The sequence below is a fragment of the Rossellomorea sp. y25 genome (assembly GCF_038049935.1).
GTDB lineage: Bacteria > Bacillota > Bacilli > Bacillales > Bacillaceae_B > Rossellomorea.
This window is the reverse complement of the sequence record NZ_CP145886.1, coordinates 2,667,936-2,689,909: the sequence shown is the minus strand read 5'-3', so window position 1 is coordinate 2,689,909 and position 21,974 is coordinate 2,667,936. Positions and strand designations below refer to the sequence as shown.

Here is a 21,974-nt window from a genome sequence, read left to right as displayed (position 1 = left end):
GCTATCCTTTTAGAAAAGAAGAACAAAGGTAGGTGGAGCAGATGAGAAAATCCTTTTATCATTATTTAATGAAGTATAGGCAACCTACTGCCAAGGATGAAATAACTCAATTCGCAAATTCAGCTTATGATGATCACAGCTTTCCTAAACAATCACAACAATACCATGAAATCAGCTCCTACCTCGAAATGAATGGGCACTATCTTGAAAGTATGTCCATTTTCGATATGGCATGGGACTATTATCAGTTAGAAGAAAAAGATTAACGTGAATACCTTAAAGCTTCCGGACCGACGTTTGTTTTACACTTATGTCGGTCCTTTTTTTCCTCAAGTAGCATGGTCACTCAATCCTCTTTTTGTTGATAGCTACAAAGCCTAAATATAAATTTAATAGTTACAGTGCCTGACAAGCATAGACGATTCCTATTCCAAAGAAAAAAGAGAGTAAGGGATTTCGTGTATACCGATATGGTTGTTACTGCATATCATATAAAAAAGGCGATTAAGGGTGAGGGGAGAATGAAGAAACGAAAAGAGCCTAGATTCAGAGTTGGGGAAACAGTAGTCGTAACAATCTATGGTACAGTCGGGAAAATAACCGACATTAAAAAGCTCGATGGTGAGTTTTTATATGAGGTAAATGAAAGTGAAGGCCTATTCAAGGAGAAAGCATTAGAATTGCTTGATTCTTATGATGGATACATTTTTGAACAGGAACAGATTGATATTGAATATAAATTTCTATTTGGAGATCTTGTAATTGTCAAGGGTTATGAAGAGGATCTCTTTAAAGTGGTAGGATTTCGGACGGAAATATGGCGTTATAAGGACGATGCCTGGGAAGACGTTATTTATGAGTTAATGAGAATTACAGATGGTGAGTGGTTAGAAGCAGACGAAGATGAAATCACCCTGGTTGCAGATGAAGAGCAAGCAGAGGCATTTATAAAGAAATATGGATTCGTATTTCCACAAAAAAAAGAAGGCAAAACAAAATCGCTTCATTCACCTGCTTACCCGAAGCCAAGTTGGATTGATCAGCTCTTAGATCATTATAATGATTACAAAACCCTGTATCTTCTCTTTCAAGATACTAAATATAAGAATAAGATGGACTATGTGTTAGAACAATTAAAAACTCACACGAGCTCTATCGTTAAAGAGAAGGAATAAGCCACATGATGTAAAGAAACACTGGAACACTAACGATTAAGAATGTTAACAATACGCCTCGAAGAATCCATTGCATTCCAGAAACGATCATTCCTTCACCATTTTCTAAATCTTTTAACATCGTTTTTGTTTTTTTAGTGAATGTGCTTAACATCGAATCGCTCCTCTATCTTTGATGATAAAGTCTATGCTTGTCTTTAAATTCTTATGAAAACTTTTTTCTCCTAGCATAACTCGGAGAGTGTTGTCATAAATTGAGAATCAAAGGGGGCGATCACATGCGGGAGATAGAAGTCTTTATCGACACTGAGGAAATTGCAGAGTTCTTTATGAAAGAACTCGTTCAAAGAGGGTATGTACCATCAGAAGATGAGCTGGAAGAAATAGCGGATATCACATTCGAGTATCTGATTGCCAAATGTATCATTGATGAAGAATGGGAAGAAGATGTTTAGGATCTTTTCAACCATCGAAATGAAAATCACGTCGTAAGGAATGTCCTTTAATATATTGGGGATTAACTCTTAAGTGTCTGTCATGTTTTTCGAAACATGCAGGCACTTTATTTTGAGTTAATCCCGCTTTAGATTAACCAGGAATGAGGTCAACGTTTTCCACTTTTTTGTCATGGAAAAATGACCGGGTACCATCATCGTCAACAACGGCTCCATCACTTCAATTGACTGGTCCGTAAACCAGTCAGTCGAAGAGAGTGTCAAAGGAGGGATGTTATCCCAGGCAGAACACAGTGTTGGACTATACAGCCGAGTTTTTTTGTTTTTTTTCGAATAAACATGAGGCCAGTAATCTGCTCTTGATCCGCTATGTGAATGGTTAATCGCAAAGGAATAAGATGTAGGAAAGACAGTGTCATGAAATAATATACTGTATAATTTCTTGCCTAACACAATCCTTCGCTTTACCTGCTCAAAGTGAGATACCGAAAGCCCTGCAAGAGAGCAGGGGGAATGTTTTCCATATGGAAAGAGAATGGAGGCAAATTCTAAACGGTCCTGCAAGAGAAAAAGCCACTCTTCTACTCCAATAGGTTTTTTCATTTCTGTTAATATTCTCTTTTGAATCATATGCTGCTCATTCATGATGAGTCCAATGGTTAAAACTTGTTCATTACCGGTAGTAAGAAAGTCATTCCAGATATTCATCATGAAAATGGAAACGTTGAATTTTTTTAGGAGGTGAAAGGAAGAATGTCCCGTTCTTTTCCATTGTTCATATAGTAATAATTGAGGGTAGGCATCATGAAAGATGGCTGCATTACATAGCTCGAGAAATGAGAATAACGCTTTTTGATCATTATTGTCCAATACATATGAGAGCAGATTGTTTCGAATGTCTGTCATATGATAACCAGCATTTCTTGATACCATATGAGCAAGAAAAGACCAGTGGATTTCAGGGTGTTTCTTGAAAAAGTCAAGATAACATGCGGTTCTTGTTACGTTATTAAGGTTAGCATTCTTTACTTTGTTCACAATCAGTTCATACAGTTCTTGATCCTGAGGGAAGTAGACCAGGGGAGTAGGGCTTTCGGTTGCATTGTAGAGCTTACATATATACCCCTCGTTCAGAAGAGGTCTCGTGTGGTCATTGCTCCCGGTCTTGATCAGGTTTAAAATCTTTTGAATCGGTGAAGAGGTCAAGTGATCACGCTCCACTAATATATTTTATGGAATTGAAACTAATTTCAAAATGAAACGTATATAGTAATACAAGTGAAAATGAATCATTTTAGGGAGGTTTGTTTATGTTAAGAAAAATAATCAAAGGTTTGTTAAGTTCGAAACATCATCGATATAGCTCCAGTGATGCGTGGAGAAAGTATAAATCACCTAAACATAAACACTTTGGACATCAACATTATAAGAAGCATAAAAGTAAAAGCTTTTTTTCCAGCTTTTTTAGCAGCTGATGGAATGAGAGGAATGTGATATGATACACACTCTTTTTCGCAGACTGATCGATGGTTTTGAACAGACTTGGAAACCGGGAGAAAACATCAATGGCTTCCATATCATCCGATTAGTTGGAAAAGGAAGCTATGGTACCACTTACTTGGTTATCAACCATTCGAATGGAAAAGAAGCCATTTTAAAAAGAATACGCCCTTACAAAAAGTTATTTTCTAATCACGTCCAATATGTTCAAAATGAAATGAATGCACTACAAACTTTATCTCATCCTCAGTTTCCATCCGTATATGCAGCAGGTGAGTATGGAAAGACTCCTTATTTCATTATGGAAAAAATGAACGGTCAAACATTTGAGGAGTTAATTTTTATAGAAGGAAAAACCTACTCCGAAGAAGAATCACTAAAGTTAGGTGTACAATTAGTTACCTTGGTTCAATGGATTCATGAAAAGGGATACGTTCATAGAGATTTAAGGATCCCTAATATTCTATTGGATCATGGGACTCTTCAAATAATAGACTTTGGCCTTGCTTGTGAAATGAATACAACATCAGAGACTATTCCAGAGAAACATAAGGATTATATGAGGGATAAGTCTGTGAAGAGTGATTTCTACGCAATCGGACATTTTCTGTTGTTTTTACTGTATTCTTCTTACGAACCGACGATGAGAAAGGAAAGAAGTTGGGAAGCAGAACTGGCCATTCATCCTGATACCAGGATGTTGATTCGAAGACTTCTACAAATTGATTTAGGGTTCAGGGACGCTGCGGAGCTCATTGTGGAATTATCCAGAGTGATTCACACATTACAAGAAAGATAATAGAGGAGGAATTTAACATGTCTTTTTTTAACAAAGTATTTGCGTCAATTGGAATTGGAGCAGCGACAGTAGATACAAAATTAGAAAAATCAAGCTATCAAGCAGGGGAAACAGCAAAGGGTATAGTAGAAATAACCGGAGGGAGCGCAGATCAAAACATCGATGCTATTTATTTAACTCTCTTTACTACATATATTCGAGAATCAGACGACAAGAAGTACACTGATTATGCTCCTATTCAAAAAGTACAGATATCCGAGCCTTTTACCATTGGCGAAAATGAAAAGAAAGAGTTTCCTTTTACCTTTACCTTGCCATTTGAAACCCCAATCACATATGGGAATACAAGGGTGTGGGTAGCCACGGGTTTAGACATTAAAAATGCAGTAGATCCCAAAGACAAAGATTATATTGAAATCGTGCCGAATGAATTGACGAATGCTGTGCTTACATCTGTTCAGGAACTTGGCTTCAGAATTCGTAAGGTTGAATGTGAGCAAGCACCACGTCGCTACAGAGGTCGCTACCCATTCATACAGGAATTTGAATTCGTACCGGTAAATGGTCCGTACCAACGAAAATTAGATGAACTTGAAGTGATGTTCATGAATCAATCGGAAGAACAATTGGATCTTCTTTTAGAAGTGGATCGACGTGCAAGAGGGTTAGGCGGATTTTTAGCGGAAGCTCTTGAAATGGACGAATCCATGGTGAAAATGACGATAAGAAAGTCGGACATTCCTGTTCTTTCATCAAAACTGCGAGAAGTGATTAATAAATTCGCTTAATCCGATCGATTCGACAAAGATTCTTATGTTTCCATGAAGGATTCGACAAGGTCTATGTGTAATAGTATGAGTACAACTTAATGACGGAGGGGTGCTCATGCCTTTACTTGAAAAAATCATTCGTCCTAAGCTTTTGAGATCGACCTATGACATGACCATTTTCCAAACTCCTAAGTATGGAGAGAACAAAGGCTATGAAAAGGTATATCGAATCTCTGTTGAAGCTAATAATCATGAAGAAGCCCTGTATGAAACGTTCAGAACATTTAACGTACCAGACCTAGTTCCTAAAGATTATCAAGGCAGGTACATTGCTACACGTGATATCATTTTTATTGACGAAGGACGGAGAGGTCATTATTATTATCGCCTTCAGTCAAATGGGTGGAAAAGAGTGAACCGGATCGTGATCCATTAAATAAGCAGGCGTAACACAAAAAGGAAAGAATCATCCATGTCGGTAAGATTCTTCCCTTTATTTTATGGAGAATTTTTATATGTGATTGCCCGGGCCGTTTTTTCGATTCTGGGCTGAATTTTCTTTGCCATGTGCATTGTGTTCAGCATCTAGTGCTTCTTTGGAAATATGGTTATTTTTCTTAGGAGCATTGATTCTGTTTCGGTGTTTTTTACCCATTCAAATTTTCCTCCCCGTTATGATTTAAGTCTTTCAGTTCTTGAAGAGTTAGGTTGTGTCCCGGAACGGGTAGAAGGGTTTGTTTCATTTGCATGCTGTACTGCTTGCTTTAGTTTCTTACTCATTTTTTCTTTAGTCATGTGGATCCCTCCTTCTGACGTTAGTTTGACCCCATGCTCCGCTTTCTATCCTTCCATTTTCATTCGTTGCATAAGAAATAAAAAAGGATTACAATGGTGTTTCAACAGTCTAGTTAGGAGGAAAAGTAAATTGAGTATACATATTAATGCAAAAGAAAATGAAATAGCAGAAACGGTTTTATTACCAGGAGATCCCCTTAGAGCAAAGTACATTGCAGAAACATTTCTGGAAAATCCAACCTGCTATAACGAAGTCCGTAATATGTTTGGATACACAGGAACATATAAAGGGAAAAGGATTTCCGTTCAAGGAACAGGAATGGGTGTTCCGTCCATTTCCATTTATATTAACGAATTAATGCAAAGCTATAACGTCCAAAACCTAATCCGTGTCGGTACTTGTGGGGCTATCCAAAAGGATGTTAAAGTTCGTGATGTCATACTGGCTATGACCTCATCAACTGATTCTCAAATGAACAAATTAACATTTAACGGTATTGACTATGCACCGACAGCTAACTTCGATTTACTTAAAAGGGCATATGATGCCGGAGTGGAAAAAGGCCTTAACTTAAAGGTAGGAAATGTGTTTACTGCCGACATGTTCTACAATGACAATGCCGAGCATGAAAAATGGGCTCAATATGGAATTCTGGCAATTGAAATGGAAACATCGGCTCTATACACATTAGCAGCTAAATATGGACGTAATGCACTATCCGTTCTGACAGTTAGTGATCATATTTTAACAGGTGAAGAAACGACTGCAGAAGAGCGTCAAACAACATTTAATGAAATGATTGAAGTTGCTTTGGAAGCTGCTATTGGGGAGTAGATCCATCTATTATCAAAAGAAACTGCTTACATTCCCATCTCCGGGTTTATAAGCAGTTTTTCATTTTATGAAGTTTATCCTGCTTACAGAAAACCTGATACATGGTAAGATTAAGGATGGAACTATTATAGAGAAACTAGGTGAAAGTATGAAAAAGATCATCTTCGTAACTGCTGCTTCCTTGATTATCTTATCGGGATGTTCGCAAGTACAAGATTGGTCAGAGGATTTATTTGGCCAAAAACAGCAAGAAACGAAAAAAGAGGAACCGAAGCAACAAATTCCACAAGATCAGCCGGATGGACAAACGGAAGAAGAACAACCTGCTCCTTCAGAGGAAGAAGCAGTTCCTCCAGAACTACAATTAGAGTCCCAATACTTCAATGAAGTGAAAGTAGTGGACGGAAAACAAATAATACAAAATCCCTCCAACCTTTTAGCTCTTGTGAATAAGGAATACGCATTAAATGAATACAAACCAACTGATTTGGTCCGCCCAAATGTTCCGTTCGTATTTGGTAATCAAGAACTAGAAAAGGCATATCTTCGTAAAGAAGCGGCAGAGCAGCTGGAGAAAATGTTCGCTGAGGCTAAAGCACATGGTGTTATGCTGACAGCTATTTCAGGCTATCGTTCGTATGAATATCAAAAAATGCTGCTGGAAAGAGAAATTGCTCAGTTCGGAGAAGAAAAAGCCGTAATGGCCGTAGCACCGCCGGGACAAAGTGAGCATCAATCAGGTTTAGCAATGGATATCTCGAGTCAAAGCAATAACTTCCAGGTAAACATTGAATTTGCCGATACGAAGGAAGGCAAGTGGCTTGCTGAGAACGCCTATAAATATGGGTTCATCCTCCGTTATCCGGAAGATAAGGTTTCGATTACACAGTATCAATATGAGCCTTGGCATTTTAGATATGTAGGTAAGGATGCAGCTAAAGTCATTCATGAAAACGATTGGTCTTTAGAAGAGTATTTTAACAATGTGAAAAAGATTTAATGATTTTGAAGGGTCAGGAGCTTTGGGTTTCTGACCCTTTTGGTGTTTGTCATATGTAATATTGCCTTTAAGGAAACTCGCCGCTGCCCACCCCCTCTCCGCTTTTGTTCTGTTTTCTCACTTTCTTACATACAACAATAATAGGGGCTGTCCAATTTGAGGTGAGCGGGTGAAACGGATGTTGAGAACTTTTAGCATTATTATTATAGGAAGTGTGTTTGTAGGGATCGGAATTGATCTTTTTTTCGTGCCTCACCATTTCCTGGATGGGGGAATGATTGGGGTTGGACTAATTGCCCATTATTGGTTTGGTTTTAAGCCGGGACTTACGATCATCCTTTTGAGTGTTCCATTATATATGCTGGCTTTTTTCGTGGACAGAAAGCTTTTCTATAATAGTATCCATGGCCTCTGGTTATCCTCATTAATGATAGACTTTTTTTATCAATGGAAAAATATTTTCACTTTGCCTCCCCTTATGAGCGCCTTTTTAGGTGGGACCTTCGTTGGAATCGGAATCGGACTAATGCTAAAAGGAAACTCTGCAACAGGCGGTTCCGACTTACTAGCTCAATTGATCGGAAAAAACTTCCACTTTAATGTGGGGAAATTAATCTTTGTCTTTGATAGCATAGTGCTGGTAGTTGGCTGGCCGATCATCGGTATGGAGTCTTTCTTATATTCTTTATTTGCTGTCAGTACAGTAGGTTTTTTTACAACGATTTTGACACATCATAATCATGACAATGGATTTTCCTTTCGTTAATATTAAAAAGCTGATAGAATAAAGAAGTTATGAGCTTATGATTGCTAAAGATAGATGTTTCATGATATTGTAGACGATAAATTCACACAAGATACATAGCAACGAAAGTGGTGGAAGCTTTGGAACAAGATAAGACGGATCAGTCACAACAAGAAACCCATTCAAATTTTATAAAAATTAAGAAGTTTAAATTTGTTATGCTCCTGTTCTTCCTTGTATTTGCAACGGCAGGAATTACAACATTTGCACTGGCATTCGGAGATGAAAAAGCGGTCAATGTAGGGGTTACAGAACGTTCAGAATTTCAAAAACTTTATGAAGCCTATGATAAGTTAAATGAGAATTATTATAAAGATCTTGATCAGGACACTTTAGTAAATGGTGCTATTAATGGAATGCTTGATAGCGTCGGTGATCCTTATTCTGATTATATGAATGTCGAAGAAGCAGAAAAGTTCCAGGAAAGCATCTCCTCTTCATTTGAGGGGATTGGTGCAGAAATACAGGAGAAAGAAGGATATATATCCATCGTTTCTCCAATAAAAGGTTCACCGGCAGAGAAAGCTGGTTTGCAACCGAATGATACAATCACTAAAGTGGATGACAAAAGTATTCAAGGAATGTCTGTAACCGATGCGGTTCTCCTCATTCGTGGAGAAAAAGGGACAAAGGTTACACTTACCATTCAGCGACCAGGGCAGGATAAGCCAATGCAAGTTACCATCACCAGAGATGAGATTCCAATTGAAACCGTTTATGCAGAAATGAAAGAAAATGGTGTAGCTGAAATCCAAATTACGAGCTTTTCAGAGAATACGTATAAAGAATTAACTGAAGCATTAAATGAGATGAACGATAAAGGCATGAAAAAACTTGTTCTTGATTTAAGACAGAATCCAGGTGGATTACTGGATCAAGCTGTGAAAATCTCTAACTTGTTTGTACCGGAAGGCGAAGTTCTATTCCAAGTAGAAGACAGCAACGGGAAAGTGGAAAAGTATGTTTCCGAATCCGGGCAGAAAATAGGCGTGCCAACAGCCGTTCTCGTTGATGGAGGAAGCGCAAGTGCTGCAGAAATCTTAGCAGCCGCTGTAAGTGAGTCAAACGATATTCCTCTTGTTGGAACAAAAACCTTTGGTAAGGGAACGGTTCAAACAGCCGAAACCTTTAAAGATGGTTCTAACATGAAATTCACAACGGCTAAGTGGTTAACACCTGATGGCAATTGGATACATGAAAAAGGAATCACACCTGATATTGAAGCGAAAATGCCAGATTATGCACAGCTTCCATATATCAATCCGGATAAAGAACTTAAAGAATCAGACTTATCGGATCAGGTAAAAACAGCAGAGCAAATGCTCAATGCTCTCGACCTGAATCCAGGAAACGTTGATGGATATTACGATGAGGACACAACAAAAGCGGTTAAGCAGTTCCAGGAAAAGAATGAACTAGAGGTAACTGGAACGTTAAATGCTGAGACGACGGTTAAGCTTATGTCCAATCTCCGAGATAAACTAAAAGAAAACGATCCGCAAGTGAAAAGAGCGATTGAAGAATTAAACAAAAATAATTAAGTAGAAGATCTCAGGTGAAAGCACCTGAGATCTTTTTTTGGCTATTGGTTTCTTCTTACTCGTATAGAATATATGAGATGTACCAACAATGAGAGTATATATGAGGTGATCTTATGAAAAAAACAGCATTACTATTGGCTCTATTATTTTCTGTATTCATTGTTGTAAGTTGTTCGCCTTTCTGGGGTGGGAGCGAACAACCGGTACCAAAAGAAGAAGTTCAATCGCAAAAGCGTTTCTTAGATGAAAATAATGAATCGATTTTTCCTTTAGTCCTTCAGGAAAAAAAATCTCCTGTTAATGTCCTTCTAATCGGTTCAGATCAACGAAAAAACGAACCTGCCCGTGCAGATGTTTTAATGGTTGCTCAATATACGCCACAATCGACATCCATTAAGATTGTTTCCATCATGAGGGATACATTCGTAAACATCCCTGGATTTGAAAAGAGCAAAATTAATCATGCGTATACGTGGGGGGGAGAAGAGCTCCTGGCCGAAACGATAAAAAATAATTTCAACATAGATATTCACCATTCCGTGAAAGTGAATTTTAATGATTTCATAAACATGATGGATCTCGTTTTTCCAGAAGGGGTCGGGGTTACAGTGTCAGAACCGATGATCAAGTATTGGAAATGGGCGAAGGATCCCGGGAAGCAAGTATTAAAAGGAGAAGAAATCTTACAATATGTGAGGTTTAGGGGAGACATAAAAAGCGATTTTGGACGAGTGGAGCGGCAGCAGGAAATCATGGCTTTGGCAGAAAAAAGTCTTATGGAGCAAATGCAGTCCGGAGAAGGAATTACAACCGTTGTTTCCCTAATGAGAGAAGGTTTAAAAAACGTAGAAACCTCTACGCCTATTAGTGAAGTGATAAAGTATGGTATGTCATTAATGCTGAAACCCGTGAATCGTGTGGACACACTTCGTGTACCGGTAGAAGGAAGTTTTACTGACCTTTCGACTGTAAATGCAGGACTGGTTTTAGATATGGACGAACAAAAGAATCAAGAAGCTATCAGGGATTTTCTAAATACAGTTGAGTGATTTACCAAGAATGAAACTCAGAAGAATCCAGGTCAAGAAAGGTTTCTATCTTTTTCATTTTTCTTACAATTAAATCGTGTAGATATTTTTTGAACTTCAAATCCTCAGTTTGATTATGTTCCAGATGCAGGATTTTAAGATGTTCCAGATGCTCTTTTAATGTACGCTCATCACTATCAGATCCACCGGACTGGACTTTGCGAAGAATCACGTCCACCAACTTTTCGTGTGTAGCTTCAATTGTCTTCGTCCCTTGTCTCGCATATATGGCCCCATACCTTAATTCACCTCTGGTCACAATAGAAGTATAGGGAACATAACGCGGATCATAATCAATGATAAGAACCTGAAATCGTTTTAAGTCCAACAATGGATGGATACCTTTAGAGAAAATGAAATCCTCCGTCCTGTATCGTAAATATTTAGGAAGCAGATGCTGCAGTTTATTATCAACATCTGCTTTATCTAAAAATTCCTCATCCGTCAATCCCTTTAATTCTAACGATCCATCATCATATTGCATCACTCCTACAATTATGCATCCGCCTCCCGTATTGGAGATAGCGAGGATATGCTTCGCCATTTTTGTGAATTCAATCCAATCTGATTTGAAATCAACGTAATCTGTTTCGCCCGTATTATGAAGTAACAGATCCTTCAACGTTTCATGAGAAGGATTCTTCAAAAAGTCCCTAAGTTTAAGCGGAACAATCTTCTCGTAGTACAATGACAACCCCACCTTTAAAGTTTTAACTGTTTATAATTTCGGCTGCAATGAAGCAGCTATTATTGAAAGCTACAAGATACAAGGGACATCCAGAGATAATCCTTTAGTGTCGCGGTTCCTGTCTATTCATTCTATGCGTGTAAAAATAAGAAATCGCTTTTTTACTAAAGAATCTTCATCCTCTATTCTCCCTTTTACATAAATAGTTGGTGTGGATGCTTTGGTTCGTTGTGTTCATAAGCACTTTCTAATAGAATATGTATAGGATCTATAGAGAGGAAGATTAAATGAAGAAAGATGTTTATATACTATCCGGATTTCTTGGAAGTGGAAAAACGACGTTACTAAAAGGATTGCTGGAGTCCTTAAAGGATCAAAATAAAAAACCGGCTGTCTTAATGAATGAACTGGGAAGTGTCTCCATTGATAGTGATGAAGTTGAAAAAGATACGGCTTTAAGAGAGTTGCTTGATGGATGTATTTGCTGCACCATTTCAGAAAAGCTGGAGTCTCAGCTTCAGGAATTGTTAATGAACGAGGATTTCGATGTATTAGTGATAGAAACGACAGGAGCAGCACATCCTGTTGAGGTGGTCGATTCCATCCTTTCTCCTCTGTTTGCCGATCAATTCGAATTTAGAGGGATTGTTACTGTGGTGGATGGTTTACAGTGGAGAAACAGGGATGAATTTAGTCCAGCTGTTTTACATCTGATGAGAGAACAGATTCGTCATGCTCAATATATTGTCGCGAATAAAACGGATTTGCTTTCAGAAATGGAGCAAGGGACATTCTCATATGACCTTCAGCAAATTAACCCCAATGCTAAGGTATATTTAACGAACTATTCAAAGGTGTCGATGAAAGATTTATTCACTTTGAAAGCTGATCACAGGAGCGGTTCCTATGAGAAAGCATCCATCGGTGAACATTTATCCTTACAAGCGATCGTATATTCCTTTGATGGAACAGTGAGAGGAGAAGCATTTGAGGAATGGGTGAAAAACCAACCTGATGGCATTTACAGAATGAAGGGTTATGTTCCATTACAGGGACGCAAAAATCCAACCTTGTTTCAATATTCATATGGCATGCCGCTGTTCATGCCTGGAGATATGAAGTACCCAACCAATTTTGTCATAATTGGAGAAAACTTACATAAATCAGAAATAATACGTTCTTTGCAGGAGATAGACATAACGGAATAACCTAAGGTGAGGAGAAACGTTATATGGTGTTTCTATTGTTTAGTATAGAACTAATCTTATTTATCAGTGGAATGTATGGTTTAAGCATGTATGAAACGAAACTGCAATTCGTTATCTTTATTGGATTAATTGGGTTCAGTGTGATTATGTTTATAACAACGATCGTGTACTATCAGCGGAAAAAACATAAAAGGGATAGAGCTTATGACTGTTGGGACTGTGCAATTTATTCCCCTGACTGCATTCCTTCTCCACGCTTAGGAAAGAAATTTGATTGTGATTCACCGGACTGTGATTGCACACCGGACTGCAGTCCATAGGAGGGGAAGGAAGTGAAAGCCATCCTTACATTATCCTTTATGCCCTGTCACAGAATACGAGAACGCTCACTCGTCGTCAGGGGGAAGCAATTTCCCTTATGCTTTCGCTGTATGGGAATTCTCTTGGGAATCCTAATCGGGATCCCGTTCGTTTGGTTGTATTTCCCTTTGGTAACATTCGTTCATTTGCTTTATGTGGGGATGCTCATCTTCCCCCTACTGGCAGATGGATACACCCAGAAGTGGAACTGGAGAACCAGTACGAATCCGTTACGGTTGCTGACCGGTCTCCTATGTGGGATCGGACTATCGATCAGTATCATTTTATTCTCCAAGATGGGAGTCAGAACCGTCATGATCTTGACTGGTTCATAACCATTGACAGATTAGAAGAAAATGTTTAAACTATAATAGTTAACTTAGTGAACTATTTATTTAGTGCAAGAAGTGAGAAAGGTCGATTTTAGTGGGAAAAGAAATGTACGAGTTAGAGGGATTATTCCGATCCGTTTTTAGAATGATGAAATCAGATATTCGAACCATCTTTGGTGAGTTCATTTCCAATGGAGAATTTCGGGTACTTCAGCTCATTAGCGAGAATGGGGCATTGAAATCCTCGGAAATATCCAAACGTATGGAAGTATCGGCAAGTCACATCACTTCCATTACGGATACATTAGTAGAAAAAGGCTATATCACAAGAATGCGGTCTAACGAAGATCGTAGAGTAGTAGAGTTAGCTCTGACACCTCAGGGCGTTGATATGCTGGCTAAATGTGAAGAAAAAAAGACTCAATACTTTCAGGAACTATTTGTGAAATTTGATAAAGAAGAGATTAACCACCTGATTGAACTGTTTGAAAAGCTATTAGCATCGAATCGCAAGTAATAAGTGTAAGCATGAGGGAGCAAGGGTTGACCGGAATGGGTCATCCCTTCTATTATGCTTAATTACTTAAGTAAGTGAATTATTCTTATCATAAATATTAAGGGAGACTTAAAAATGGAGCACTTAGAACATCGAAAAAAAGTAATGATCATGATAGCCATCATGTCAGCCATGTTATTTGCGGCATTGAATCAAACGATAGTGGGGACCGCATTACCAAGAATCATTTCTGAGATTGGTGGGCTTGACTACTATAGCTGGGTTTTTACAATCTTTATGTTAACCAGTTCGGTAACGGCCATCTTAGTAGGAAAATTATCTGATATGTATGGAAGAAAGCCATTCATCCTACTAGGTATTGGTGTGTTTATGATTGGTTCATTCTTGAATGGACTTTCATCATCAATCCTTCAATTAATCATTTTCAGAGGAATTCAAGGTTTTGGAGCGGGTATGATCATGTCTACTGCGTTTACGGCCGTCGGGGACTTATTCTCTCCAAGGGAACGAGGGAAATGGCAGGGATTAATGAGCAGTGTATTTGGTCTGGCAAGTGTGTTCGGTCCTACATTAGGTGGCTGGATTGTTGATAATGCAGACTGGCACTGGGTATTCTGGGTGTTCCTTCCTGTTGGTTTCATTGCCTTTGGAATGATTTATAAAATGTTCCCTTCACAGAAACCAAATAGAGGATTGAAAGTGGACTACTTAGGTTCCATTATGCTTACTCTGACGATTATTCCATTATTATTGGCCTTTACGTGGGGTGGAAATGATTATGAGTGGGTTTCCCTTCCGATTATAGGTTTACTGTCAGCAACGGTGGTATCTTTTGTCTTATTTATCATTACGGAAAAGAGAGCAAGCAATCCTGTACTTCCACTTCAATTGTTCAAAAATAAAATTTTCACATTATCAAATATCATTGGATTTATCCTGGGAGCAGGAATGTTTGGAGCCATCATGTATATGCCGTTCTTTATTCAAGGGGTCATGGGGACATCTGCCACTAAGTCGGGCTTGGTGATGATGCCGATGACATTAAGTATGGTGATCGCGAGTACAGTTGGTGGACAGATCATCACGAAGACAGGCAGATATAAATTTCTAGCCCTAATCGGTTTGTTCGTAATGAGTGCAGGAATGATACTTTTATCCTTTATGGATACGAACACAACCAATACAACGGCTCTAATCAATATTATTATAGTAGGAACAGGTCTTGGGCTGAGCTTCCCGGTTTTCACTTTAACCGTTCAAAACGCTGTTCAGCATAAGTTCCTTGGTGTGGCTACCGCTGCCACTCAATTATTCAGACAAATCGGAGGTACGATTGGTGTAGCCATCATGGGTACCGTGATGAATACTTCCATGTCTTCAAAAATGAATGAGAAAATGTCAGATGTGAAAGACTCACCTCTACTTACGAATCCTGAAACATCAGGAGTACTGAAGCAGCTTCAGGATCCTCAAAACATTATGAATGGTGAGAAATTAAAAGAATTACAATCAACATTACCGAAAGAATTCCAAGGGATATACGCAACCATTCTCGAAGGTGTGAGAGAGGCGTTAAGTTTCGCTTTAACGAATGTCTTCTTTATCGGTGCTATCATTCTTCTCTTTGGTTTTGTATTAACGTTCTTTATGGAAGAAATCCCTTTACGTATGTCGAATAAAGATGTAACAGAAGAAGAAAAAGAAACTAAGCTTAAAGAAGCATCCAATCATTAATTGGCATGAGCACTAAATACAAAAAGGGTGACCGGATAGATCTGTCGGAGAGACAGAGTCATCCAGTTACCCTTTTTGTATGCCTTACATTGTACTTTCTCCAAACTTCTTAAACGTCATTTCATCCTCTACTAAACCGCAAGCGGCACATTGAACTTTTAAATCAGGTCCATTGTATGCAAGATGAAAGGGCTCGAGCTGCCCTTCTTCATAACTCTGAACAACTTCTCCAGAGGCAGGATCAAGTTTCACACTCTGAGATACTTGTTGTATAATATTAAATCGAGTGCGATTTGTTTTACAGCTGGGACAGCGATAGGGTGTAGTCATGTACATCACCTTTCTTCGTTTTTTTCTAGTATGCTTTATGATTTAACTTTTTATGTAAAGGTTGTTTGGATATGACATTAGAATCTTTCGATGTATTATTAGAAGCCTACAGGCAGATCTGGAAAAACCGATTGTTAATAAGTGAAGGTGCTTCTTCAGAAAATATCCTGAAGGAAGCGATTAAACGTGAACTATTGGACGGCAATAGTCATCCAAGAGTGCGTAAATCAAAAGAAGAAAAATACCTCTCAGCTACGAAGAGAATTATTGAATCGGACCTGACGAGTGAAGAGAAAGTTGCTTTAATAAAGCTACATCTTGAAATGGTCTTACGATTGATTGAAGATACATATTAACATTTAGGTGCTGTGTTATAGCAAATTAGGACAAGTGATAGACATTAGTCATCCCATTCTGAGCATTTTTCTTCATTATATACCTGTGTAGGTATATAATGATGATTAGATTATTAAAAAGGATGATGCCAGTATGCTAGTAATAAGCTTAATTCTCTTTAGTGTACTTTCTTATATGATGTATTATCGATATTTCCCTGTGAGAACAAAACAATGGTCTTCTCTTGAGGTAACTTCCCGACATGTAGTCGTTGATGTCCGGGATTATCAGGATTCCTCTAAAGAAGATTACGATAACATTATAGCGATCCCGTGTGGATATATAGGAAGGCACTCACACGATATCCCTAATGGTCCTATCGTGGTAATGGGGAGTAATCTTATAGAATGCAATGTGGGCGTTAGACAACTAAAACGTCTTGGGTTTCAGGTCAAAGGATATATTATTGTTGAATCTGACAAAAAATGCAAAGAATACCTATCTTTAGGGTGAAATCGCGCTTTCTGTGAAATGTAACTGTAACATCCGTTACAAAATTGGGTCTGCTCAAAAGCTGTCAATACTGATATACAGGTAATAATTAGTTTCCTGAGCTAAATAATACAACCATTGGAAATGTAAGTAAATCATTTCAAATATACTTTCTCCCTACTAGAATCAATGATTACTATAGTACTATAGGAAAATTGTCTTTCATAATAGAACAATTGATATCTAGTTACCAAGATCTCCCGTAAATGTAACAAAAACGGGGTGGTATGATGAATGTGCAGCAAGAAAAACACATTCACTAAGGAGGAATTCATTTTTATGAACAAGAAAATGATGGTTTCAACAGCAACAGCATTTACACTATTAGCAGCACCATTCGCAGCAGGAAAAGCTGGGGCTGAAGCACCATGTCCAACTCCAGATAAGGTTTCACAACAGGTGAACACTTTTAAATATAATGGTAATCAAGAAGATTTAAATAAATTTGTACAAGATACTCTATCAAAATTTCAAATTGATGGTAAGAATATTAATGTACAAGAGCTATTAAAAGGACAAGCTCCTCAAGCCCAGGCTGCACCAGCGCCAGCTAAGGAAGCACCGAAAGCTGAAGCACCAAAAGCAGAGGCACCAGCACCAGCACCAGCTCCTGAAAAACAAGAAGCACCAAAAGCAGAAGCTCCTGCTCCTGCACCTGCAGCAAACGAACAGAAACAACAACCAGAACAAAAGGTAAGTGAAGAAACAGGTCAATTAAGTCAATACGAGCAGAAAGTAGTGGAGTTAACGAACCAAGAGCGTGCAAAGCAAGGTCTTCCAGCGCTTAAAGTAGATACTGAGTTAAGCAAAGTTGCACGTGAAAAGTCTCGTGATATGCAAGCGAATAACTACTTCTCTCATGATAGCCCGACTTATGGTTCACCATTCGACATGATGAAGCAGTTCGGCATTCAATACAGCTCTGCCGGTGAAAACATCGCTATGGGTCAACCTACTCCAGAAGAAGTAGTACAAGCATGGATGGACAGTGATGGTCACCGTAAAAATATCTTAAGCTCTAACTACACTCACATCGGTGTAGGACATGTAGAAAACGGTAACTACTGGACTCAACAGTTCATTGGTAAATAATATAACACAATCATGAAAGCAGCCTCTCTTATGGAGAGGTTGTTTTTTTTGTGTACGAAAAAGGATGAAGCCCGTTTAGGTTATTTTAATCTAATCAAAATAAAATATACAAAAAATGGGGCTATTGTCGAATATGAATGCATTATTAAAGAGCTTACATTTGCAATTCAACATAATCATTCTTACTATTGAAGTATAACGAGTACGTGGAGTGAACTTGATGAAAGAAAAAGTTGTGTTTATAACGGGAGGATCGAAGGGGATCGGTCGGCGAACGGTAGAGGAATTCTCGAAACAAGGATATACCGTTATCATTAACTACAGACAAAATGATCAAATTGTTGAGAATCTGGTTTCCCATTTGATGGGGAAATATAACAATAAATTAATAGCCATCAAGGGTGATATTTCTGTACCTGAAGAATGTGAGCGAATGGTAACAGAAATTCTGAATGAAGTGGAAAGTGTCGATATCTTAATTCATAATGCAGGTCCCTACGTGAAAGAGCGGAAGTCATTTACTGACTATTCCCCAGAAGAATGGAACTACATAGTAAACGGAAATTTAAATAGTGTTTTCTACTTATCAAGGTTGATTATTCCTAAAATGAGGGAAAAGAAATGGGGAAGAATTATCACGTTTGGATATGATCGAGTTGAAACATCACCAGGCTGGATCTATCGTTCCGCGTTTGCGGCATCAAAAGCAGGACTTGCTTCCTTTACGAAAACCATATCTATCGAAGAAGCGCGTAATGGAATAACGGCGAACATGGTCTGCCCCGGGGACATCGTTGGGGAATGGAAAGAAGAAGAGATTCATAAAGCGAAAGAACATCATGATTCTAACACACCGGTGGGGCGTCCTGGAACGGGTGAAGACCTTTCGAGAATCATTTCTTTTCTATGTCAGGAAGAATCCGATTTTATTACCGGTTCCATTATTCCTGTTACAGGGGGCAAGGATGTGCTTGGAAAGGTATTTCGTCAGTGAAGGAGTAAATAGACACAGCAGAAAAAAATCTGCCATGTCTATTGGATTTAAATGATGTGTTTATTGTTTTATAAGACTATATTGCTTTCTATACTTATTCTGAATGAATAGGAGCCTGGCTGATAACGTGATGGCTCCTGCAGTTAAGCCGGATGTCAGGCCGAGCCAATACCCGTACGGACCAAAGGCAGTGTAGTTGGCTAGAACATAACCAAGCGGTAATCCAATCACCCAGTAGGATATGAGTGCCATCATAAAGGTGATATTGACATCCTTGTATCCTCTGAGCGCCCCTTGTACTGGAGCCTGAATGGCATCTGATAGCTGGAAGAACACAGCATACAATAAAAAATGAGCCGTTAATTCCAATACATATGCATCATCTGAATAGAGGTACGAGATTTCTGATCGGAACACGAGCAAAATCACACCATATATGACTGCCAATAGTAATGCAAAGCTTACCCCCATCCAGCTATAAATCTTTGCATCCCGCAGCCTTTTCGCTCCCACCTCAAACCCTACAACGATGGTTAATGCCATGGAAATACTGAGCGGGATCATATAGAGAAAGGATGCAAAATTGATCGCTGCTTGATGAGCTGCTATCACGACTGTATCATAATTGCTCATCAATAAAGTAACAGCAGAAAAGATGCTTACTTCAAAGAAAATAGATAGACCGATCGGCACCCCAATTTGAAAGAGCTCTTTCCATTTAGAGAGGTCAGGTTTATGGATGGTTTTGAAGATAAAGTATTGATTAAATGGTCTTTTTGTATGCACAACCCAAAAAGCAATGAGTGTAATGACCCAATAGGTGATAGCTGAAGCATAACCAGCGCCGACTCCTCCTAATGCAGGGAAACCGAGTTTTCCAAATATCAATAAATAATTAAATACGACATTTATCGGAAGGGAAAGCAATGTAATAAACATGGTGACCCTTGTCATTCCCAGGGCATCAATAAATGATCTCAGTACATTGTAGATGAATAATGGAATCATCCCGAATGAAAGGGCAATGAGATAATCTTTAGCAACAGTACGGACCTGTGTTTCAATATTCATTCCATTCAGAATTGGATTAAGAACGAATGCACCGATAATCATCACGAAAAGTGATAGAGCAATGGCTGCATATACACCTTGAAGCACAGTGTGGGGAACATCTTTCTTATTTCCTCCTCCTATTAATTGAGCGACGATTGGGGTAACCGCTAGAAGGATGCCGCTTAACCCTGTAAATACCGGTACCCAAAGGGAGGAACCTATGGCAACACCGGCCAGGTCTATCGGAGAATACTTTCCTGACATGATGGTGTCGAAAAAATTCATTGCAAACATTCCCAACTGGGTGACCAGAATGGGAATGAGTATAATGGATAATTGTTTGATTTTATCCTTGACTGAATGGGTTTCTCTCATAAAATGAACTCCTTTGAATAACTCCCTTGAGCTTTTGATAAATTCACTATCATACTGTATCACATTTTAGAGAGACAGAGAGTTAAATATGCATTTAAACATTGCACTCTTATATAATTGATGTTGAAAAGAAAGAGCATGTGGGAGAGGAAGATAATGACTAAAGAATGGCAGGACTGGATTTGGATCGTATTTCTTATATGGTACGGAGTGGGGATTATCCTTGTTTCTCTTGATTGGCTTCCTCCATCCCTTCAATGGGCGAATGCCGTTTTCTTATATTTGGCCGGTTTTTTGGCTATTCTTTATGCAATGAAGAAATTGGGAGGACAAATCGGGGCCATCATCGCGTTGTGTATTATGCTGCTTACGATTTTTGCAGAGTCATTAGGCGTTCATTATGGTCTGATATTTGGCTCTTATCATTATGAAAAAGACTTTGGTTTTCAGCTGGTTGGCGTACCCATCACCATAGGCTTTGCCTGGGTCATGGTGATCTTCACGAGTATGGCACACTATGAATTCCTGCTATCCCGAAGAAAGACTGTAATGGCAGCGTTTATCTATAGCACAGTTACGTCCATTTTAGCGGTGACGATGGACCTGATTATTGATCCGGTGGCTTTTAAAGGCCGGGAATACTGGATATGGGATGAGGAAGGGATGTATTATGATATTCCAACTCAAAATTTCTTAGGCTGGTTTTTTGTTTCGTTCTTCATTCAATTTTTCCTGTACTATTTGATAAAACACGAGGGTGTTTCTTCACATTGGAGCTCGCGGATGAGACGGTTGTATTACCTCGTGATCTTTATGTTTATCGTGACGGCAATCGTGGAAGGGCTTTGGCTGGCTGTTTGGGTTACGCTTGCATTTTACGGTGTGTCTCTCTTACTTAGAAAACGATTGGAGAAGGTAGTATGATCGAACCGAAAAAAAGCAGGAGATTTCAACGCCTCTTGGCCCACTACCTTACCTATCAGCTGAAGAAACATTTTTATCGTGTTTGGATCGATGATCACAGGGAGTCTGGAAAATCTCCTTCCGGTCACTTGATACTCGCAAACCATTCAAGCTGGTGGGACGGATTGATGGTCTTTTACTTGAATCATTATGTTGTAAAAGAAGACAGCTACGCCATGATGAGTCAGAAAGGGATGGAAGATTTCTCTTTTTTCCGTAAAATCGGGGCATTCTCAGTAAACCCCGACTCACCCAAAGATTTGGTCTCTTCCTTAAAGTTTGCTGAGAAGTGCCTGCAAGAGAAGAAAACTGTCTGGATCTTTCCGCAGGGCAAGGAAGAGCATCTTGAGAAGAGGCCTATTTCATTTATGAGTGGTCCAAGCTTCTTAAGTGAACGTAATCCCGAAATAAAGGTATCGTTGGTCACGTTCTACTACACATTTCGTCATGATCAAAGGCCTGAATTATTTATCAGAATCTGTGATGAGGGAGTAGATCACAATAAGCATTATTCAAGAAAAGAGCTTACAGACTGTCTAAGGACTGTTATGGAAAAAAGGATCGAGTCCCTAAAGTCCGATATCATAAATGAAGATATTTCAAGCTTTGAATTATTACTAAAAGGTTTTCCTACGAATAGTGAATGGTTGAGCTTTTGGAAAAGAAGGAAGTAGAGG

General features: G+C 38.8%; 29 protein-coding genes. 22 read left to right on the top strand and 7 right to left on the bottom strand.

Going from position 1 to position 21,974, the window contains the following annotated elements; translation table 11 throughout:
* Positions 1–41: 41 nt before the first annotated feature.
* The gene (locus tag AAEM60_RS13530; protein WP_299737737.1) at positions 42–266 is read left to right on the top strand and encodes a YozE family protein; all 225 of its coding nucleotides are present in this window, start codon (positions 42–44) and stop codon (positions 264–266) included.
* A 255-nt stretch (positions 267–521) separates the two neighbouring features.
* A complete protein-coding gene (locus tag AAEM60_RS13525) occupies positions 522–1,175 on the top strand; it encodes a hypothetical protein (protein WP_299737735.1) in 654 nt (217 codons plus the stop codon).
* Here AAEM60_RS13525 and AAEM60_RS13520 read toward each other — a convergent pair.
* Positions 1,159–1,329, bottom strand: coding sequence for a hypothetical protein (locus AAEM60_RS13520; protein ID WP_299737733.1), 171 nt, complete (start codon positions 1,327–1,329; stop codon positions 1,159–1,161). The two genes, AAEM60_RS13525 and AAEM60_RS13520, sit on opposite strands and share 17 nt — an antisense overlap.
* 124 nt (positions 1,330–1,453) lie before the next feature.
* On the opposite strand from AAEM60_RS13520, the gene AAEM60_RS13515 reads away from it, so the two are divergent.
* Complete coding sequence (locus tag AAEM60_RS13515; RefSeq protein ID WP_148969368.1) at positions 1,454–1,630, top strand: YozD family protein; 177 nt, start codon at positions 1,454–1,456, stop codon at positions 1,628–1,630.
* Between the two features lie 117 nt (positions 1,631–1,747).
* On the opposite strand, the gene AAEM60_RS13510 is transcribed toward AAEM60_RS13515, so the two are convergent.
* Positions 1,748–2,836 carry a DUF2515 family protein gene (locus tag AAEM60_RS13510; RefSeq protein ID WP_299737728.1) on the bottom strand — a complete coding sequence of 363 codons (1,089 nt, stop codon included), beginning with the start codon at positions 2,834–2,836 and terminating at the stop codon, positions 1,748–1,750.
* Between the two features lie 289 nt (positions 2,837–3,125).
* Here AAEM60_RS13510 and AAEM60_RS13505 point away from each other — a divergent pair, with 289 nt between their 5' ends.
* The 3 genes from AAEM60_RS13505 to AAEM60_RS13495 all read left to right on the top strand — a co-directional run bounded on the left by AAEM60_RS13505 (position 3,126) and on the right by AAEM60_RS13495 (position 5,135).
* Complete coding sequence (locus AAEM60_RS13505) at positions 3,126–3,929, top strand: protein kinase (RefSeq protein ID WP_341356505.1); 804 nt, start codon at positions 3,126–3,128, stop codon at positions 3,927–3,929.
* Positions 3,930–3,946: 17 nt separating this feature from the next.
* The gene (locus AAEM60_RS13500) at positions 3,947–4,717 is read left to right on the top strand and encodes a sporulation protein (RefSeq protein WP_299737724.1); all 771 of its coding nucleotides are present in this window, start codon (positions 3,947–3,949) and stop codon (positions 4,715–4,717) included.
* A gap of 97 nt (positions 4,718–4,814) precedes the next feature.
* Complete coding sequence (locus AAEM60_RS13495; protein WP_299737722.1) at positions 4,815–5,135, top strand: YodL domain-containing protein; 321 nt, start codon at positions 4,815–4,817, stop codon at positions 5,133–5,135.
* Between the two features lie 75 nt (positions 5,136–5,210).
* Here AAEM60_RS13495 and AAEM60_RS13490 read toward each other — a convergent pair whose 3' ends face one another.
* Both AAEM60_RS13490 and AAEM60_RS13485 read right to left on the bottom strand, forming a co-directional pair.
* Positions 5,211–5,354 carry a hypothetical protein gene (locus AAEM60_RS13490; protein ID WP_299737719.1) on the bottom strand — a complete coding sequence of 48 codons (144 nt, stop codon included), beginning with the start codon at positions 5,352–5,354 and terminating at the stop codon, positions 5,211–5,213.
* Between the two features lie 17 nt (positions 5,355–5,371).
* A complete protein-coding gene (locus tag AAEM60_RS13485; protein WP_268876310.1) occupies positions 5,372–5,494 on the bottom strand; it encodes a hypothetical protein in 123 nt (40 codons plus the stop codon).
* 130 nt (positions 5,495–5,624) lie between these two features.
* Between AAEM60_RS13485 and deoD the strand changes: the two genes are divergently transcribed.
* From deoD to AAEM60_RS13460, 5 genes are all read left to right on the top strand, one after another.
* The gene (deoD, locus tag AAEM60_RS13480; RefSeq protein WP_299737716.1) at positions 5,625–6,329 is read left to right on the top strand and encodes a purine-nucleoside phosphorylase; all 705 of its coding nucleotides are present in this window, start codon (positions 5,625–5,627) and stop codon (positions 6,327–6,329) included.
* 148 nt (positions 6,330–6,477) lie between these two features.
* The gene (locus AAEM60_RS13475) at positions 6,478–7,329 is read left to right on the top strand and encodes a M15 family metallopeptidase (RefSeq protein ID WP_299737714.1); all 852 of its coding nucleotides are present in this window, start codon (positions 6,478–6,480) and stop codon (positions 7,327–7,329) included.
* 178 nt (positions 7,330–7,507) lie between these two features.
* Positions 7,508–8,095 carry a YitT family protein gene (locus AAEM60_RS13470; protein ID WP_299737712.1) on the top strand — a complete coding sequence of 196 codons (588 nt, stop codon included), beginning with the start codon at positions 7,508–7,510 and terminating at the stop codon, positions 8,093–8,095.
* Positions 8,096–8,214: 119 nt separating this feature from the next.
* Positions 8,215–9,675, top strand: a complete 1,461-nt coding sequence (locus AAEM60_RS13465; RefSeq protein WP_299737710.1) for a S41 family peptidase — start codon at positions 8,215–8,217, stop codon at positions 9,673–9,675.
* A gap of 113 nt (positions 9,676–9,788) precedes the next feature.
* Positions 9,789–10,724 (top strand): LCP family protein, encoded by a 936-nt coding sequence (locus tag AAEM60_RS13460; RefSeq protein WP_299737708.1) that lies wholly within the window; start codon positions 9,789–9,791, stop codon positions 10,722–10,724.
* 1 nt (position 10,725) lies between these two features.
* On the opposite strand, the gene AAEM60_RS13455 is transcribed toward AAEM60_RS13460, so the two are convergent.
* A complete protein-coding gene (locus AAEM60_RS13455) occupies positions 10,726–11,451 on the bottom strand; it encodes an ATP-binding protein (RefSeq protein ID WP_299737706.1) in 726 nt (241 codons plus the stop codon).
* 287 nt (positions 11,452–11,738) lie between these two features.
* On the opposite strand from AAEM60_RS13455, the gene AAEM60_RS13450 reads away from it, so the two are divergent.
* From AAEM60_RS13450 to AAEM60_RS13430, 5 genes are all read left to right on the top strand, one after another.
* Positions 11,739–12,659, top strand: a complete 921-nt coding sequence (locus AAEM60_RS13450; protein WP_341356504.1) for a GTP-binding protein — start codon at positions 11,739–11,741, stop codon at positions 12,657–12,659.
* A gap of 23 nt (positions 12,660–12,682) precedes the next feature.
* Complete coding sequence (locus tag AAEM60_RS13445) at positions 12,683–12,979, top strand: hypothetical protein (protein WP_299737702.1); 297 nt, start codon at positions 12,683–12,685, stop codon at positions 12,977–12,979.
* Between the two features lie 12 nt (positions 12,980–12,991).
* Positions 12,992–13,354, top strand: coding sequence for a DUF2085 domain-containing protein (locus AAEM60_RS13440; RefSeq protein ID WP_299737700.1), 363 nt, complete (start codon positions 12,992–12,994; stop codon positions 13,352–13,354).
* Positions 13,355–13,457: 103 nt separating this feature from the next.
* Complete coding sequence (locus tag AAEM60_RS13435; protein WP_299737698.1) at positions 13,458–13,868, top strand: MarR family transcriptional regulator; 411 nt, start codon at positions 13,458–13,460, stop codon at positions 13,866–13,868.
* A gap of 114 nt (positions 13,869–13,982) precedes the next feature.
* Positions 13,983–15,602, top strand: coding sequence for an MDR family MFS transporter (locus AAEM60_RS13430; protein ID WP_341356503.1), 1,620 nt, complete (start codon positions 13,983–13,985; stop codon positions 15,600–15,602).
* Positions 15,603–15,686: 84 nt separating this feature from the next.
* On the opposite strand, the gene AAEM60_RS13425 is transcribed toward AAEM60_RS13430, so the two are convergent.
* A complete protein-coding gene (locus AAEM60_RS13425; RefSeq protein ID WP_044336558.1) occupies positions 15,687–15,932 on the bottom strand; it encodes a DNA alkylation repair protein in 246 nt (81 codons plus the stop codon).
* A 71-nt stretch (positions 15,933–16,003) separates the two neighbouring features.
* On the opposite strand from AAEM60_RS13425, the gene AAEM60_RS13420 reads away from it, so the two are divergent.
* From AAEM60_RS13420 to AAEM60_RS13405, 4 genes are all read left to right on the top strand, one after another.
* Positions 16,004–16,288 carry a hypothetical protein gene (locus AAEM60_RS13420; protein WP_341356502.1) on the top strand — a complete coding sequence of 95 codons (285 nt, stop codon included), beginning with the start codon at positions 16,004–16,006 and terminating at the stop codon, positions 16,286–16,288.
* A 133-nt stretch (positions 16,289–16,421) separates the two neighbouring features.
* Positions 16,422–16,781 carry a hypothetical protein gene (locus AAEM60_RS13415; protein WP_341356501.1) on the top strand — a complete coding sequence of 120 codons (360 nt, stop codon included), beginning with the start codon at positions 16,422–16,424 and terminating at the stop codon, positions 16,779–16,781.
* A gap of 273 nt (positions 16,782–17,054) precedes the next feature.
* Positions 17,055–17,912, top strand: a complete 858-nt coding sequence (locus tag AAEM60_RS13410) for a CAP domain-containing protein (protein ID WP_299737691.1) — start codon at positions 17,055–17,057, stop codon at positions 17,910–17,912.
* Between the two features lie 220 nt (positions 17,913–18,132).
* A complete protein-coding gene (locus tag AAEM60_RS13405) occupies positions 18,133–18,906 on the top strand; it encodes an SDR family oxidoreductase (protein ID WP_299737689.1) in 774 nt (257 codons plus the stop codon).
* A 60-nt stretch (positions 18,907–18,966) separates the two neighbouring features.
* Here the strand turns inward: AAEM60_RS13405 and AAEM60_RS13400 are convergent, their stop codons facing one another.
* Positions 18,967–20,334 (bottom strand): MATE family efflux transporter, encoded by a 1,368-nt coding sequence (locus AAEM60_RS13400; RefSeq protein ID WP_341356500.1) that lies wholly within the window; start codon positions 20,332–20,334, stop codon positions 18,967–18,969.
* Positions 20,335–20,490: 156 nt separating this feature from the next.
* Between AAEM60_RS13400 and AAEM60_RS13395 the strand changes: the two genes are divergently transcribed.
* Together AAEM60_RS13395 and AAEM60_RS13390 are read left to right on the top strand one after the other, a co-directional pair.
* Entirely contained in the window at positions 20,491–21,258 is a 768-nt protein-coding gene (locus AAEM60_RS13395; RefSeq protein WP_341356499.1) for a carotenoid biosynthesis protein, read from the top strand.
* A complete protein-coding gene (locus tag AAEM60_RS13390; RefSeq protein ID WP_341356498.1) occupies positions 21,255–21,971 on the top strand; it encodes a lysophospholipid acyltransferase family protein in 717 nt (238 codons plus the stop codon). The genes AAEM60_RS13395 and AAEM60_RS13390 overlap by 4 nt, the downstream gene beginning before the upstream one ends.
* The last annotated feature ends 3 nt before the right edge of the window (positions 21,972–21,974 follow it).

Coding starts and splice junctions, on each gene's coding strand:
- AAEM60_RS13495 (WP_299737722.1), top strand. CDS start 4,815: ATGCCTTTACTTGAAAAAATCATTCGTCCTAAGCTTTTGAGATCGACC.
- AAEM60_RS13395 (WP_341356499.1), top strand. CDS start 20,491: ATGACTAAAGAATGGCAGGACTGGATTTGGATCGTATTTCTTATATGG.
- AAEM60_RS13425 (WP_044336558.1), bottom strand. CDS start 15,932: ATGACTACACCCTATCGCTGTCCCAGCTGTAAAACAAATCGCACTCGA.
- AAEM60_RS13500 (WP_299737724.1), top strand. CDS start 3,947: ATGTCTTTTTTTAACAAAGTATTTGCGTCAATTGGAATTGGAGCAGCG.
- AAEM60_RS13435 (WP_299737698.1), top strand. CDS start 13,458: ATGTACGAGTTAGAGGGATTATTCCGATCCGTTTTTAGAATGATGAAA.
- AAEM60_RS13420 (WP_341356502.1), top strand. CDS start 16,004: ATGACATTAGAATCTTTCGATGTATTATTAGAAGCCTACAGGCAGATC.
- AAEM60_RS13505 (WP_341356505.1), top strand. CDS start 3,126: ATGATACACACTCTTTTTCGCAGACTGATCGATGGTTTTGAACAGACT.
- AAEM60_RS13515 (WP_148969368.1), top strand. CDS start 1,454: ATGCGGGAGATAGAAGTCTTTATCGACACTGAGGAAATTGCAGAGTTC.
- AAEM60_RS13390 (WP_341356498.1), top strand. CDS start 21,255: ATGATCGAACCGAAAAAAAGCAGGAGATTTCAACGCCTCTTGGCCCAC.
- AAEM60_RS13410 (WP_299737691.1), top strand. CDS start 17,055: ATGTGCAGCAAGAAAAACACATTCACTAAGGAGGAATTCATTTTTATG.
- AAEM60_RS13430 (WP_341356503.1), top strand. CDS start 13,983: ATGGAGCACTTAGAACATCGAAAAAAAGTAATGATCATGATAGCCATC.
- AAEM60_RS13525 (WP_299737735.1), top strand. CDS start 522: ATGAAGAAACGAAAAGAGCCTAGATTCAGAGTTGGGGAAACAGTAGTC.
- AAEM60_RS13450 (WP_341356504.1), top strand. CDS start 11,739: ATGAAGAAAGATGTTTATATACTATCCGGATTTCTTGGAAGTGGAAAA.
- AAEM60_RS13470 (WP_299737712.1), top strand. CDS start 7,508: ATGTTGAGAACTTTTAGCATTATTATTATAGGAAGTGTGTTTGTAGGG.
- AAEM60_RS13400 (WP_341356500.1), bottom strand. CDS start 20,334: ATGAGAGAAACCCATTCAGTCAAGGATAAAATCAAACAATTATCCATT.
- AAEM60_RS13485 (WP_268876310.1), bottom strand. CDS start 5,494: ATGACTAAAGAAAAAATGAGTAAGAAACTAAAGCAAGCAGTACAGCAT.
- AAEM60_RS13530 (WP_299737737.1), top strand. CDS start 42: ATGAGAAAATCCTTTTATCATTATTTAATGAAGTATAGGCAACCTACT.
- AAEM60_RS13445 (WP_299737702.1), top strand. CDS start 12,683: ATGGTGTTTCTATTGTTTAGTATAGAACTAATCTTATTTATCAGTGGA.
- AAEM60_RS13490 (WP_299737719.1), bottom strand. CDS start 5,354: ATGGGTAAAAAACACCGAAACAGAATCAATGCTCCTAAGAAAAATAAC.
- AAEM60_RS13475 (WP_299737714.1), top strand. CDS start 6,478: ATGAAAAAGATCATCTTCGTAACTGCTGCTTCCTTGATTATCTTATCG.
- AAEM60_RS13460 (WP_299737708.1), top strand. CDS start 9,789: ATGAAAAAAACAGCATTACTATTGGCTCTATTATTTTCTGTATTCATT.
- AAEM60_RS13520 (WP_299737733.1), bottom strand. CDS start 1,329: ATGTTAAGCACATTCACTAAAAAAACAAAAACGATGTTAAAAGATTTA.
- AAEM60_RS13405 (WP_299737689.1), top strand. CDS start 18,133: ATGAAAGAAAAAGTTGTGTTTATAACGGGAGGATCGAAGGGGATCGGT.
- AAEM60_RS13415 (WP_341356501.1), top strand. CDS start 16,422: ATGCTAGTAATAAGCTTAATTCTCTTTAGTGTACTTTCTTATATGATG.